10 protein-coding genes are annotated in these 13,105 nt (G+C 65.8%); 5 read left to right on the forward strand and 5 right to left on the reverse strand.

The features are described from left to right. Window positions 1-239 precede the first annotated feature (239 nt). Window positions 240-1,337, reverse strand: a complete 1,098-nt coding sequence (locus tag ACQP1T_RS11865) for a hypothetical protein (protein ID WP_433759989.1) — start codon at window positions 1,335-1,337, stop codon at window positions 240-242. A 2-nt stretch (window positions 1,338-1,339) separates the two neighbouring features. After that, window positions 1,340-2,470: a phosphotransferase family protein gene (locus ACQP1T_RS11870; RefSeq protein ID WP_433759990.1), complete on the reverse strand. Its 1,131-nt coding sequence runs from the start codon at window positions 2,468-2,470 to the stop codon at window positions 1,340-1,342. Window positions 2,471-2,731: 261 nt separating this feature from the next. Between ACQP1T_RS11870 and ACQP1T_RS11875 the strand changes: the two genes are divergently transcribed. After that, window positions 2,732-4,093: a DoxX family protein gene (locus ACQP1T_RS11875; protein WP_433759991.1), complete on the forward strand. Its 1,362-nt coding sequence runs from the start codon at window positions 2,732-2,734 to the stop codon at window positions 4,091-4,093. A 22-nt stretch (window positions 4,094-4,115) separates the two neighbouring features. On the opposite strand, the gene ACQP1T_RS11880 is transcribed toward ACQP1T_RS11875, so the two are convergent. Then, complete coding sequence (locus ACQP1T_RS11880) at window positions 4,116-4,568, reverse strand: nucleoside deaminase (RefSeq protein WP_433759992.1); 453 nt, start codon at window positions 4,566-4,568, stop codon at window positions 4,116-4,118. A gap of 215 nt (window positions 4,569-4,783) precedes the next feature. On the opposite strand from ACQP1T_RS11880, the gene cobA reads away from it, so the two are divergent. The 3 genes from cobA (at window position 4,784) to ACQP1T_RS11895 (ending at window position 9,318) form a co-directional block, all read left to right on the forward strand. Continuing rightward, window positions 4,784-6,019 (forward strand): uroporphyrinogen-III C-methyltransferase, encoded by a 1,236-nt coding sequence (gene cobA / locus ACQP1T_RS11885; RefSeq protein WP_433759993.1) that lies wholly within the window; start codon window positions 4,784-4,786, stop codon window positions 6,017-6,019. 261 nt (window positions 6,020-6,280) lie between these two features. Continuing rightward, the gene (locus ACQP1T_RS11890; protein WP_433759994.1) at window positions 6,281-7,831 is read left to right on the forward strand and encodes an MFS transporter; all 1,551 of its coding nucleotides are present in this window, start codon (window positions 6,281-6,283) and stop codon (window positions 7,829-7,831) included. Between the two features lie 2 nt (window positions 7,832-7,833). Then, the gene (locus ACQP1T_RS11895; protein WP_433759995.1) at window positions 7,834-9,318 is read left to right on the forward strand and encodes an MFS transporter; all 1,485 of its coding nucleotides are present in this window, start codon (window positions 7,834-7,836) and stop codon (window positions 9,316-9,318) included. A gap of 19 nt (window positions 9,319-9,337) precedes the next feature. Here ACQP1T_RS11895 and ACQP1T_RS11900 read toward each other — a convergent pair whose 3' ends face one another. Further along, entirely contained in the window at window positions 9,338-9,745 is a 408-nt protein-coding gene (locus tag ACQP1T_RS11900; RefSeq protein WP_433759996.1) for a PPOX class F420-dependent oxidoreductase, read from the reverse strand. Window positions 9,746-9,795: 50 nt separating this feature from the next. Continuing rightward, the gene (locus ACQP1T_RS11905; RefSeq protein WP_433759997.1) at window positions 9,796-11,481 is read right to left on the reverse strand and encodes a PucR family transcriptional regulator; all 1,686 of its coding nucleotides are present in this window, start codon (window positions 11,479-11,481) and stop codon (window positions 9,796-9,798) included. A gap of 120 nt (window positions 11,482-11,601) precedes the next feature. Between ACQP1T_RS11905 and ACQP1T_RS11910 the strand changes: the two genes are divergently transcribed. Next, window positions 11,602-13,092 (forward strand): CoA-acylating methylmalonate-semialdehyde dehydrogenase, encoded by a 1,491-nt coding sequence (locus ACQP1T_RS11910; protein ID WP_433759998.1) that lies wholly within the window; start codon window positions 11,602-11,604, stop codon window positions 13,090-13,092. The last annotated feature ends 13 nt before the right edge of the window (window positions 13,093-13,105 follow it).

Below are 13,105 nucleotides of genomic sequence, written 5' to 3' on the forward strand. Positions count from 1 at the left end.
GACCAAGCTTCCGCCGAATCATTTTGCTCAGCAAGATGTTTCGGCGGTGCCAGCCCATGGTGCCAGGCATCGGGCGCCCGCCGTGCATGACGGTTCTCAGCCACGGTAAGCCCACCGATTACCTGGAACGTCCCGAATCGGCTCGACCGGCGAGCTGAAACCCGTTGTGGGCCTTGGCCGCGCGCTGTTTCGCGACGGGCTGCCGGTGGGCACGCACGAGTACGTGCCCACCGAAATCCTTACGGCGCGACCGAACCCCAGTCGGCGAACCCGGTCGGATCGTGCCGCCCGAGACTTCCGTGTTCGAACAGGCCCCAGCCCTCGGACTCCCCGCAGCGGGCATGTGCGACATGGTCGATGACCCCGAATGGGATGCGTCCCGCGATGGCCGGATCGGTGAGGTCGTAACTGCTGCTCGAGGACCAGTCGCGCCCCATCCATCGACCGTGCAACCAGTCCGGATCGCCGCCGTACCCGCAGCCGACGTGCAGCGGGATATTGGTGACGGTACGGACCTCGACCTCGAGCGGTTTACCGTCGGGGGTAGTCAGTTCCAATCGGGCACCGATGGGATGCCTTGTGCCGGAGCGGTATTCGATGTGATAGCGCGGCCAGCCCAGCTGTTCGGTGCGACCGTCCGGGAAGATGCGGACGGCGTCGTTGAGGGTGCGCTTGCCGTCGGGTTCCTCCTGCAGGATCAGCACGATGGCGAAATCGTCGAAGCGCAGCGGCACGTACATCCACCAGAACCCGCCGGAGGGTTCGGCGGCGGCCCGGCCCGGTGGCTCGGGTTCACCGACCGGGCGGATGCCCCAGGAGCGGTCCCGGGTGCCCATCCAGACGGCCGGATCGACGGTGAGGTCGGTGCCGTCGACGTGCAGCGTCCCCTCCCACGAGCCGACCTGCGCGAACCGGGTCGCCTGGATGATCGGACGGTTGCCGTTGAGGATCAGATGCGGTTGCTCCTCGACGGCGGGGAACGATCCGTGCCAGGTGAGGTCGAAGCCGAGGTCATCGTGCTCGCAGATCACCCGGATTCGCCGCAGCGGTTCCTGCACCTCGACTCGGTAGCCGCCGACTTGCAGCTCGACGCCGCGATCGCCGAGCGCGTCGGAGAAGCGGACCGTGCGCTGGATGTCACCGCGCCGCACGCAGGCGTACGCGTCGATCACCCCGAGGTTCGGATACACCCCGCCGCCGGTGACGAAGAAGGTGCCGCCGTCGCGGTCGTGACCGTTGAAATAGCTTCTGTCGTAGAAGTTCCGGTCGCTGCTGGCGACTCGGGCCATGGACAGGTGGGTCTGGTGGATGGGGTATTCGTCAAGGGGGGAAGGCATGGTCAATCCCATTCGTAGGTTCCGTCGAGCAGCGCTTCCAGGCTTGCTCGGTGCATCACGTAGTCGTCGCGATCGGGGGTGTCGGTGTCCTCGCCGAAGTGGATCATCCGGCGCTTGACCCTGGCCATCACGATGGCGTGTCGCAGTGCGGCGTACACGATGTAGAAGTCGAGATCGCGAACCGTATATCCGGTGATCGCTTCGTATTTCGCCACGACATCCGCGCGCCGCAGGAAGTCCGGCAGTCCGGGCTGATCGAAGCGGGTGGCGAGGTCCTGGAAGAAGCGGTGAATGAAGATGACCCAGGCGATATCCAGTTCGCGCGGGCCGAGTCCGGCCATCTCCCAATCGAGTACACCGACCGGGGTGAAGCCGTCGTACAGAATATTGCCCGGTCGCGAATCGCCCCAGCTCAGCACGTCCGGACCTGGATCGGCGGGCCAGTTCGCGTCGAGCCAGTCGAAGGTCCGCTCGATCAGCGGAATCGAATAGCCGTCGTCGGCCAATGCCCAGCGGTACCAGTTGCGGTGCCATTCGACATGTCGGCGCAGCGCCTGACCCGGACCGGCCAGCATCGGGAATCGCGTTGCCGGATCCGGGATTTCGTGCACCTTCGCGATGACCTCGACGGTCTTCGCGGTCAGTTCGGCCCGCTGCTCGGGACTCGCGTCGAAGAGCCAGCCGATGAACACATACGGCGGATTGTCCGAGGGCACCCGGCCCTCGATTCGTCGCATGACGAAAAACTTTGTGCCGAGCGGCTTCTCGTCGGTTTCCAGCCAGCACAGCTCGGGGACCGGCACCGCCGAGGCGGCCGCCACCCCGGCCATGATCTGGTATTGCAGCTCCAGATCATAGTTTTCGAAGACCGGGAAGGAATCGGCCTCCGGTGTCATCCTGGCCACGAACGAACCGCCGTCGACGCGCCCGTCCACACTCCATTCGGCATCGAACAGCACCGTCGGACTCGACATCCCCGCCCCTTGCGGCCGCGACAGCGCCGAAATCTTGGGCGGGTGATCCGCGTGGACCTTGCCGTCCAGCCACCGGGACAGGTCCTCGGCAAGGGTGTCGAGGTCCCGTGCGCTGACGGTCAGCTGCCGTCGGGCGGTGGGATCGGGATCGTCGGCCATTCTTTGTCCTCCTGACGCATGTGCCTGCGGAAACTGTAACGCGTTCTAGTCGGTGCTTACCGCAGAAATTCGAAGAAATCGAGCGACCCTCACTGGGTGATATTCGGTATTGACAAGCCACTGCAACGGGTGGGGGTCATACTTGCGGCGGAGTCGCGTACGCCGATGGATGGGGTGGAAATCGGGGTTTTCCTGGAAGCGGGCCGTGACTGGGCGCCGATAGTGTCGGCTGACGTGGAGTCGTGCGAGGGAGGGATCGGTGTGAGTGCGGTCGGTACGGAGGTTCTCGATCGAGCAGACAGCGTCATACCGCCCGAGCCGCCGCCGCGGTGGAATCCGTTGACCAGGATCACTTTTCGGTTCTCCTTCGGCTATTTCGGACTGTTCTGCCTGCTGTTCACCCAGATTCCGTTCGCCTTCGCCGGGCTGTTCGCCGAATCGCTGCCCGACGATGCGGTGCTCTGGGAATTTCGCGCCCTACGTCCGATCATCGAGTCGGTCGGACGACTGTTCTTCGATACCGATGTGGTGCTGCGCGAGGATTCGGGTAGCGGCGATCAATACTTCATCTGGACATTCGTCTTCTGCCTGCTGATCGCCGCCGCGGTGGCGACCCTCATCTGGACCGCACTGGATCGGCGCAGGCCGAACTATCGGCGGCTACAGGCCTGGTTCCTGCTTTTCATCCGGATATGCCTGGGCGGACAGATGCTGCTCTACGGTTTCGCGAAGGCGATTCCGACCCAAATGCCGGAGCCGACCCTGGCGAAACTGCTGCAACCCTACGGTGAGTTCAGCCCCGCCTCGGTGCTGTGGAATCAGGTCGGGAGTTCACCCACTTACGAGATCCTGCTCGGCTGCGCGGAGGTACTCGGCGGACTGTTGCTGTTCCTGCCGAGGACCGCGACGCTCGGCGCGATGCTGAGCCTGGTGAGCCTGGCGCAGGTGTTCGTGCTCAATATGACCTTCGACGTCCCGGTCAAGATCCTGGCCTTCCACCTCATGCTGCTGAGCATGGTGCTGCTCGCGCCGCAGGCGCGACGGTTGGCGAACGTGCTGGTGCTGGACCGGCCGTCCGAACCCGCTGCACAGCCGGATCCGTTCCGTAGCAACCGAATTCGCTGGATCGCGATCGCACTGCAAGTCGCATTGGGTGTGTGGATGGCATCGGGCTTCGTACACACCGGGCTGAAGTACTGGAACGAAGGTGGCGGTGGCAGTCCGAAGCCGCCGCTGTACGGGATCTGGACGGTATCGGAATTCACCGAGGACGGTGTGCGGGTACCGCCGCTGACCACCGACGAGACACGTTGGCAGCGTGTGGTTTTCGATGTGACGGGAATGACTTACCAGAAGATGGACGGCACCCTCGTGCCCGCAGTCCCCGCTGTCGATACCGCCGCCCACAAGATCTCGGTGTCCGCGGCGCCGGAGCGGCCGGACGCGCCACCCGATCGGATCGCCGACTTCACCTTCGAACAACCCGCGCCCGACCACCTGACGCTGAACGGGCAGTTGAACGGTCGGCCGGTGACCATCACCTTGCGCCAGGTCGATCTGAACAGCTTCCCGCTGCGCGGCCGCGGGTTCAACTGGGTGCAGGATTATCCGTACTTCCGCTGAAATCCCTTGTCCGACAGCATGATCAATCCTCCGCCACGCCGATGTCCTCATTCCAGAGCAGCGGTTGATCGGCGATGAATTCGGTCATCAGGTCGATGCAGCGCTGGTCCTCGAGCACGGTCACCGCGACGCCGTGCTCGGCCAGCCAGTCCTGCCCGCCGTGAAAGGTCTGCGCTTCCCCGATGATCACCGCCCCGATCCCGAACTGGCGCACCAGACCGCTGCAGTACCAGCACGGCGCCAGGGTGGTCACCATGATGGTCGAGCCGTAGTCGCGGCGGCGGCCCGCATTGCGGAACGCATCGGTTTCGGCGTGCACGCTGGGATCACCGGACTGCACCCGACGGTTGTGCCCGCGTCCGAGCAGGGTGCCGTCGGTCGCGAACAGCGCCGCGCCGATCGGAATCCCGCCTTCGGTCAGGCCGCGCAATGCCTCCTGGTAGGCCACCTCGAGCAGTTGCTCTACCTGCGTCATGGCTGCACCCTGCTGATCGCACCGGTCCCGACCCAACCGATCGGTACTGCCGACACCGGCGCCCGACCCCAGCGATTCATGGGCCGAAGTATAGGGAGGCCGTCCGAGGCGGGTGATTGCCGGGGACGCGCACGCAGGACGTAGGCTCGAACACTGTGCCGAACACGTCAGTACCTGCCGATGACCAGCCGGAAACCAACCCGGCGGACCGTCCCGTGAGTGATCCGAATTACCTGGTCGGGCTCGATCTCAATGGACGGCGCGTCGTCGTGGTCGGCGGCGGGACGGTGGCGCAGCGCAGGCTCGGGCTATTGATCGCCTCCGGGGCGGACGTGCACGTCATCAGTCGCGAAGTCACCCCCGCTGTGGAGGGAATGGCTACATCGGGGCAACTCACACTGACATTGCGTGCCTACGCCGCCGGCGATCTGGACGGCGCCTGGTATGCGATCGCATGCACGAATGAACCCGAGACCAATGCGGCGGTCGTCGAGGAGGCCACTCGGCGACGGATCTTCTGTGTGCGCGCCGATGTCGCCCGGTTGGGCACGGCCGTGACTCCGGCGACCGCTCGCTACGACGGCCTCACGCTCGGCGTCCTCGCGGGTGGGCAGCATCGGCGGTCCGCGGCGGTGCGCACCGCATTGCTCGAGGCGCTGCAATCAGGTGTGGTGAACGACGATTCGACGCCGATCACCCCGGGTGTCGCGCTGGTCGGCGGCGGTCCCGGCGATCCGGATCTGATCACGGTGCGCGGTCGCCGCCTGCTGGCCCGCGCGAATCTCGTTGTCGCAGACCGGCTCGCGCCGCCGGAACTGCTCGCCGAACTCGGCCCGGACGTCGAGGTGATCGATGCGGCCAAGATTCCGTACGGGCGGGCGATGGCACAGGAGGCGATCAATTCCGCGCTGATCGAGGGCGCCAAGTCGGGCAAATTCGTGGTGCGGCTCAAGGGCGGTGACCCGTATGTATTCGGGCGCGGTTACGAGGAGCTCGAGGCCTGCGTCGAGGCGGGCATTCCGGTGACCGTGGTTCCCGGTATCACCAGTCCCATTTCGGTCCCCGCCGCCGCGGGCATTCCGGTGACCCATCGCGGCGTCACCCATGAATTCGTGGTGGTCAGCGGCCACGTCGCCCCCGACCACCCGGACTCCCTGGTCGACTGGCCCGCGCTGGCCCGCCTGCGCGGCACGATCGTGCTCATGATGGCCGTCGAGCGCATCGAACAATTCGCCACCGCACTCATCGAGGGCGGACGACCCGCCGACACCCCGGCGACGGTGATCCAGGAGGGCACCCTGCGCACCCAACGCGTCCTGCGGGCCGACCTCGGCACTGTCGCCGCCCGCGTTCGCGAAGAAGGCATCCGGCCACCCGCGATCGTTGTGATCGGCCCCACCGCGGGCTTCTCCGTTGCTGCGGCTGAGGCGCGGGCCGAGTCATCTGCCTGATAACGCATCCGCGCATCGACGTGCCGCTTCCTCGAATCATCGCGTCGACGCTGGTCGAGGAGACCTCTCGGTTCGTTCCGGGTTCACCGATGCTCCAACCGGCGGCGACCACCGCACGCCGAGCGCGATATTCGATTGCACAACAGCTCGGCTGCCGCAACTGGAGGGTGTCACAACCGCTCAGTGACTTTCGCTATGACTAGATGAATCGCACCCGCGGGAGCGGAGACCTGGGTTCCGGATCAATTACAGTGGCTCACCGTGCTCGATAATCCCCCTGCGAAGACGCAGTACCCGGTGACGCAGCGGGCCTTCGGGCTCGCCATCCTCGTGCTGAGCGGGCTGCAGCTGATGGTTGTGCTCGACGGCACCGTGGTCATCTTCGCGCTGCCGCGACTGCAGGAAGAAATGGGCATGACCAGCGCGGGCGGCGCGTGGACGGTGACCTCCTATGGCCTGACCTTCGCGGGACTGATGCTGCTCGGCGGCCGGCTCGGGGACGCGTTCGGTCGCAAACGCATGCTGATCCTGGGGGTCGGGATGTTCACCATCGCCTCGCTGATGTGCGGGTCGGCGCAGGGACAGGCCATGTTGATCGCGGCACGCGCCGTGCAGGGCGCGGGCGCGGCGATTGCTGCGCCGACGGCATTCGCATTGGTGGCAACCACTTTCGCGCCGGGAAAGGCGCGCAATCAGGCCATTGCGATCGTCGGCTCGATGGTCGGCATCGGCTCGGTCGGCGGTCTGGTGGTCGGCGGCGCGCTCACCCAGCTGTCCTGGCGGTGGATCTTCCTGATCAATGTGCCCATCGGCGTGCTGATCATCCTCGGCGCGCTGTCCCAGCTCGCCGATACCGAACACCACCGCTCCGCACTCGATATCAAGGGCGCGGTGCTCGGCACCCTGGCCTGCGCGTCGATAGTGTTCGGCGCGACCGAGGGCCCGGAGTTGGGGTGGGGTAGTCCGGCCGTGATCGGTGCGCTGGTTGCGGGCGCGGTGCTGCTGATCGTTTTCGTGGTCGTGGAGCGCACCGTCGATGATCCGCTGCTGCCGTGGTCGCTGTTCGACAACCGCGATCGGGTCACCACCTTCCTGCTGATCTTCCTGGCCGGCGGCGTACTCGGTGCGATGACCTTCTTCGTCGCGCAGTTCCTGCAGAATGTGCTCGGCTACGGACCGCTGGTCGCCGGTATCGCATCGATCCCGTTCACCATCGGCATCGGCATCGGCGGCGCGGTGGCCTCCAAGGCGGCGTTGTTCGTCGCACCGCGCTGGCTGGTGTGCGGCGCGGCATTCGTGCTGTCCGCCGGACTGCTGGTCGGCTCGCAGCTCGACGGTGGCGTGAATTACCTGACCACCCTGCTGCCACTGTTGATCGTGATCGGCTTCGGTGTCGGTGTGGCAATGGTGCTCGCGCCGCTGTGCGTGCTCGTCGGCGTGCCAGCGTCCGATATCGGCCCGCTGTCCGCAGTGGGGCAGATGTTCATGAACCTGGCGACGCCGGTATTCATCGGTCTGCTCACTCCCATCGCGGCATCACGAACCATGTCGATGGGCGGGCGCACCGGCAAGGCGGCCGATATGAACGAGGCCGAGATCTTCGCGCTCGGCAGCGGTTACACGCTGGTGCTCGCGGTCTGCTCACTGGTCGCGGTGCTGGCGGGCTTGATCGCGCTGACATTGCGCTATACGCCGAGACAACTGGCCGAGGCGCAGCACGCGCAAGAGGAGTCGCAGCGTACCGGGTCCATGCCGGTGGTGCCCCGGACCGGGCCGCTACCTGTCATCCGTCGCTCTGACTACAGTGGCTGACTGTGCCGGACAATTCCGCTACGACGCCGTTTCCGGTGACGCGGCGGGCCTTCGGTGCGGCGATCCTGGTGCTGAGCGGGCTGCAACTGATGGTTGTGCTCGACGGCACCGTGGTGATTCTGGCCTTGCCCCGACTACAGGATGAACTGGCGCTATCGAGCTCCGGTAGCGCCTGGATGGTCACCGCCTACGGTCTGCCGTTCGCGGGTTTGATGTTGCTCGGCGGCCGGATCGGCGACTCCTTCGGCCGCAAACGCATGTTCATCGTGGGTGTCGCGCTGTTCACACTGGCGTCGCTGCTGTGCGGTCTCGCGCAGAACGCGGGCATGCTGATCGCGGCCCGCGCGATCCAGGGCACCGGCGCCGCCCTCGCGGCCCCGACCGCCCTTGCGCTGGTAGCGACCACTTTCGCGCCGGGCAGAGTGCGCAATCAGGCGATCGCGATCTTCGGCTCGATGATGGCGGTCGGCTCGGTCGGCGGTCTGGTGATCGGCGGCGCGCTCACGGAGGTGAGCTGGCGCTGGATCTTCCTGATCAATGTGCCGATCGGTGCGTTGATCCTGTCGGGCGCGGTGCTGCGGCTGCGCGACACCAGTCACCACCGACTATCCCTGGACGTGCGCGGGGCCGTACTCGGCACCCTCGCCTGCGCGTCCCTGGTCTTCGGTGCGACCGAGGGACCCGAATTCGGCTGGGACAGTCCGGTCATCATCGGTTCGATTGGCGTCGGTCTGGTGTTGTTGATCGTCTTCGTGCTCGCCGAGCGGTGGGTGGACAACCCGCTGCTGCCCTGGTCGCTGTTCGATAATCGTGATCGGGTCGCCACCTTCGGCGCCATCTTCCTGGCCAGCGGAGTATTGGCCGCGACAACCTATTTCGCCGGTCTGTTCGTGCAGAATGTCGTCGGCTACAGCCCGCTGGTCGCCGGGCTCGCGTTCATCCCGTTCACCATCGGTGCTGGTATGGGCACCGCCACGGCTTCGCAGCTGGCGATGACGGTCGCGCCGCGCTGGTTGTTGAGCGGTGCCGCGGCGCTCCTCGTCGTCGGGCTGCTGTTCGGCTCGACGCTCGAACGGGGCGTGCGGTACTGGCCGACGCTGTTGGGGCTGTTCATCATGATCGGCTTCGGCATCGGAGTAGCCGTGGTGATCGTCCCGCTGTGCGTCTTGGTCGGTGTCGCGCCGAAGAATATCGGCCCGCTCTCGGCGGTCGGCCAGATGTTCATGAACCTCGGCACCCCCTTCGCGATCGGTTTGCTCGCGCCGGTCGCGGCCTCTCGCACGCTGTCGCACGGCGGCCGGACGGGTAAGCCGACCGGTATGACGCCCGCGGAGCTGGATGCCCTCGGAAGTGGTTACACGCTGGTGCTTTTCGTCACCGCCATCGGCGCACTGCTGGTTGGTCTGGTGGCACTGACACTGCGGTATACGGCGGCCGAGGTCGGCCAGGCGCAGCATGCGCGCGAAGAGGCCACCGGGCAGGGCTGAACCCCGCCCGGTCGCGGGCTCACAGCCGACCGGTGACCTTGCGCGGGGTCACCCGGACGATTACGCGGGGTCCGTCGTTGACGGAGGCGGGGTTGAATTCGGCGTACGGCAGCCCGGTGTAGTGGTGCGACAGCTTGTCCGGCAGTGCCCTGTCCGGATCAGGGGTGATCGTGGCGGTGCCGCGAATCTCCGCGTAGACGTACGGATTGTCCGGCGGATTGATCATCACCGTGATCCGCGGATCACGGGCGAGGTTCTTGCCCTGCTGCCGATCCACCGTCGTGGAGAACAGCAGATCGTCGCCATCGCGCTCGAGCCAGATGACGGTCAGGTGCGGTTGTCCGTTCGGTCCGATCGTCGCCGCGGTCGCGAAGACCTTCGACTCGTCCAGGTACTTCTTCAATTCCTCGGAGAGCACAGCTGTCATGCATTCGTGAAACGTCGGCCGATTCACCGACATTCCCGATCCGATCGAAATCACTTGTCGGTCCTGGAGTTCGAATCGGCGATCAGATCGCGAATGAGCAGTGCGGTATGCAGTGAGGTGCGCGATTCGCCGTCCTCGAGATCGACATCGAGAATCCGCTCGATGCGGGCGAGCCGGTCGTAGAGGGTGGGTCGGCTGATATTGAGCCGCTTGGCGAGTTCGGTCTTATTGCCCGCCACGTCGAGGAACTGTCGCAACGTGCGCGTCAGATCGGCCGCATGCCGAATGTCGTAGCGCAGCAACGCACTCAGCTCCGTTTCGGCGAAACTCTGCACCCCTGGTTCGTTGCGGATCAGCGAGAGCAGTCCGCGCAGCCGGATATCGCCGCTGCGATAGAACGGTCGCGGCCCCGCCGCGCGAGCGACGGACTCGGCGGCAGCGGAGCGTGACCACGTAGCGTCCCGGGAGCGCGGCCGATCAGACGCCGACGACTCCAGCGATAACGCGACCTCGGCGACGTGTGCCGCATGCGCCAATTCGCGCGCGGTGTCGAGCAGCGAATCCCCTTCCACGCCAACGCCTATGACGGCACGTCGCACCCCGTCCACCCGGCGGACCTCGGCGACGATCGCCGAGCACACGGCGCGGAGCGTGTCGTCGAGATCGGCGCTGCGCGGGATCGCGAGCACCATGCCGACCCGATCGCCGTGTTCGGCCGCGGTCAAGGCGGTGGCCTTCGACAGTCCGAGACCGTGGGTGACGGCGTCGAGCACGCCCGCGCTGCGGCGCTGCCTGGCGACCTGATCGGATTCGGCAAGGGCGGCAACGTCGATCGCGAGCGGAACGTAGCGCACGCGCCGGGTCAGCAGCCCCAGCGCCGCAGCCCTGGCCTGGGCATCGCGTTCGTCGAGGACACGGCCGTTGACCAAGTCGTCGATGAGTCCGGTCTGCGCCTGACGATGCAGGCCGAAGCGATCCTTATCGATCATCCGATGCAGCGTCAGCGTCTGTGCGGCCCGCTCGAGCACCATGCGGGCACGCGGTGTGGCGACCCGGCTCGAACGCAGGATCAGCCGACCCCAGCGCTGGGTATGCGGACCGACCTGCACCACATCCCAGTCTGCTGGCAGCAGTCGTGACGTGGTCTCCCAATTCTCCAGGATCGCCGAGGCACTGGTGTGCCGGGCGGACAATGCCAGCACCCGGTGCGCCAGATCCTCCAGTACGACCGAGGAATCGAGCATGTCGGCGGCTGTCTCGACGATTTCGGCCAGCGCGGCGCGACGCACGCTGAGCTCGGTGAAGGTCTCGTGCACCGTGCGCGCGAATTCGAGTTCGGCGTATTGGTCGGCCACGATCACCCGGTGCACGGCCTCGGTGATTTCGACGAAGCGGGTGACACGATGCAGCGCGATCACCGGGAGCCCGAGTGCGTCGGCGGTCGCGGCGACGATCGGCGGCAACTGGGGCATGGCCGCGCCGAGTTCGACGACCAGTCCGGCCACCCCTGCGGCGGCCAGCGAATTCAGATACGCCACCGTCGAGTCCTCGCTGCCGGTCAATGCCAAACCCGTGGTCAGCATCAGTTCACCGCCGACCAGCAATGCGGCGACATCCGGCAGATCGCTGACGTGCACCCACCGCACCGGCCGATCCAGCGCGGCGGCACCGACCACCTCCGGCTCGCCCGCGCGCACAACCGGCATGGCCAGCACATCGGCGACAGAGAGCAGCATCCGACGAATCGTAATAGGAAATCCGATATCGAATACAGAACGTCGGGCAGAAATCGGGTCTCGATGGTGCAGAGTCGGAACCACGACACCATTCGGCGCTCAGCATCGAATCGAGGAAATATGCAGACGATCGCGCACTGGCTCGACGGCAAACCGTTCGCGGGCACGAGCTCGGCGACCGCGCCGGTGACGAATCCGGCGACCGGGGTGGTGACCGGGCAGGTCGCACTGGCCGGTATCGAGGATGCCAGGGCGGTGATCGCATCGGCCAAGGCCGCGTTCCCGGACTGGCGCGACACCTCGCTTACGCGGCGCACCCAGATCCTGTTCCGATTCCGTGAACTGCTCAACGAGCGCAATGAAGAACTCGCCGAACTGATCACCGCCGAACACGGCAAGGTGCGTTCGGATGCGCTCGGTGAGGTGAACCGCGGCCTGGAGGTTGTCGAATTCGCCTGCGGTGTCCCGCATTTGATCAAGGGTGGATTCACCGAGAATGCCTCGACGAAGGTGGATATCTTTTCGATCCGCCAGCCGCTGGGCCCGGTCGCGGTGATATCGCCGTTCAATTTTCCGGCAATGGTGCCGATGTGGTTCTTCCCGATCGCGATCGCGGCCGGGAATACCGTGGTGCTCAAGCCCAGTGAGAAGGATCCGTCCGCATCGCTGTGGCTCGCCGAGTTGTGGCACGAAGCCGGTTTGCCCGCAGGGGTTTTCAATGTGCTGCAGGGCGATAAGGTCGCGGTCGACGAACTGCTCGACAATCCGGATATCAAGGCCGTCTCGTTCGTCGGCTCCACACCTGTCGCGAAGTACGTCTACCAGCGCGGCACCGCCAGCGGTAAGCGCGTGCAGGCGCTCGGCGGCGCCAAGAACCACATGGTGGTCCTGCCCGATGCCGATCTGGATCTGGCCGCCGATGCCGCGGTGAATGCCGGATTCGGCTCCGCGGGGGAGCGCTGCATGGCGATCAGTGTGGTGCTGGCGGTTGGTCCGGTCGGCGACGAGCTGGTCGCCAAGATCGCCGAGCGGGCCGAGACCATCAGGACCGGTGACGGTGTCCGCGATACCGATATGGGTCCGCTGGTGACCCGCGAGCATCGCGATCGGGTCGCCGCCTATATCGATGCGGGCGAATCCGCCGGTGCCAGTGTCGTTCTCGACGGTCGCGGCGTCCAAGCCGATGGCGCGGCGGATGGATTCTGGCTCGGGCCGACGATTCTCGATCATGTCGGCACCGAAATGAGTGTCTACACCGACGAAATCTTCGGGCCGGTCCTTTCGGTCGTGCGCGTCGACAGCTATGACGAGGCACTCGAACTCGTCAATGCCAACCCCTACGGCAACGGCACCGCCATCTTCACCAATGACGGCGGCGCCGCCCGGCGCTTCCACAATGAGGTGGAGGTCGGCATGGTCGGCATCAATGTGCCGATTCCGGTTCCGATGGCCTACTACAGCTTCGGTGGCTGGAAGAACTCACTGTTCGGTGATTCGCATGCGCACGGCGCCGAGGGCGTGCACTTCTTCACTCGGGGCAAGGCTGTCACGTCGCGTTGGCTCGATCCAAGCCACGGCGGACTCGAACTCGGATTCCCGCAGAACAAGTAGCTACGCAGGAGAA

The sequence above is a fragment of the Nocardia sp. CA-135398 genome, assembly GCF_050955845.1.
GTDB lineage: Bacteria > Actinomycetota > Actinomycetes > Mycobacteriales > Mycobacteriaceae > Nocardia.

Bases quoted from the DNA above. Each gene is read 5' to 3' on its own strand.
- ACQP1T_RS11905 (WP_433759997.1), bottom strand. From the start codon at position 11,481: ATGCTGCTCTCTGTCGCCGATGTGCTGGCCATGCCGGTTGTGCGCGCG.
- ACQP1T_RS11900 (WP_433759996.1), bottom strand. From the start codon at position 9,745: ATGACAGCTGTGCTCTCCGAGGAATTGAAGAAGTACCTGGACGAGTCG.
- ACQP1T_RS11865 (WP_433759989.1), bottom strand. From the start codon at position 1,337: ATGCCTTCCCCCCTTGACGAATACCCCATCCACCAGACCCACCTGTCC.
- ACQP1T_RS11880 (WP_433759992.1), bottom strand. From the start codon at position 4,568: ATGACGCAGGTAGAGCAACTGCTCGAGGTGGCCTACCAGGAGGCATTG.
- ACQP1T_RS11910 (WP_433759998.1), top strand. From the start codon at position 11,602: ATGCAGACGATCGCGCACTGGCTCGACGGCAAACCGTTCGCGGGCACG.
- ACQP1T_RS11870 (WP_433759990.1), bottom strand. From the start codon at position 2,470: ATGGCCGACGATCCCGATCCCACCGCCCGACGGCAGCTGACCGTCAGC.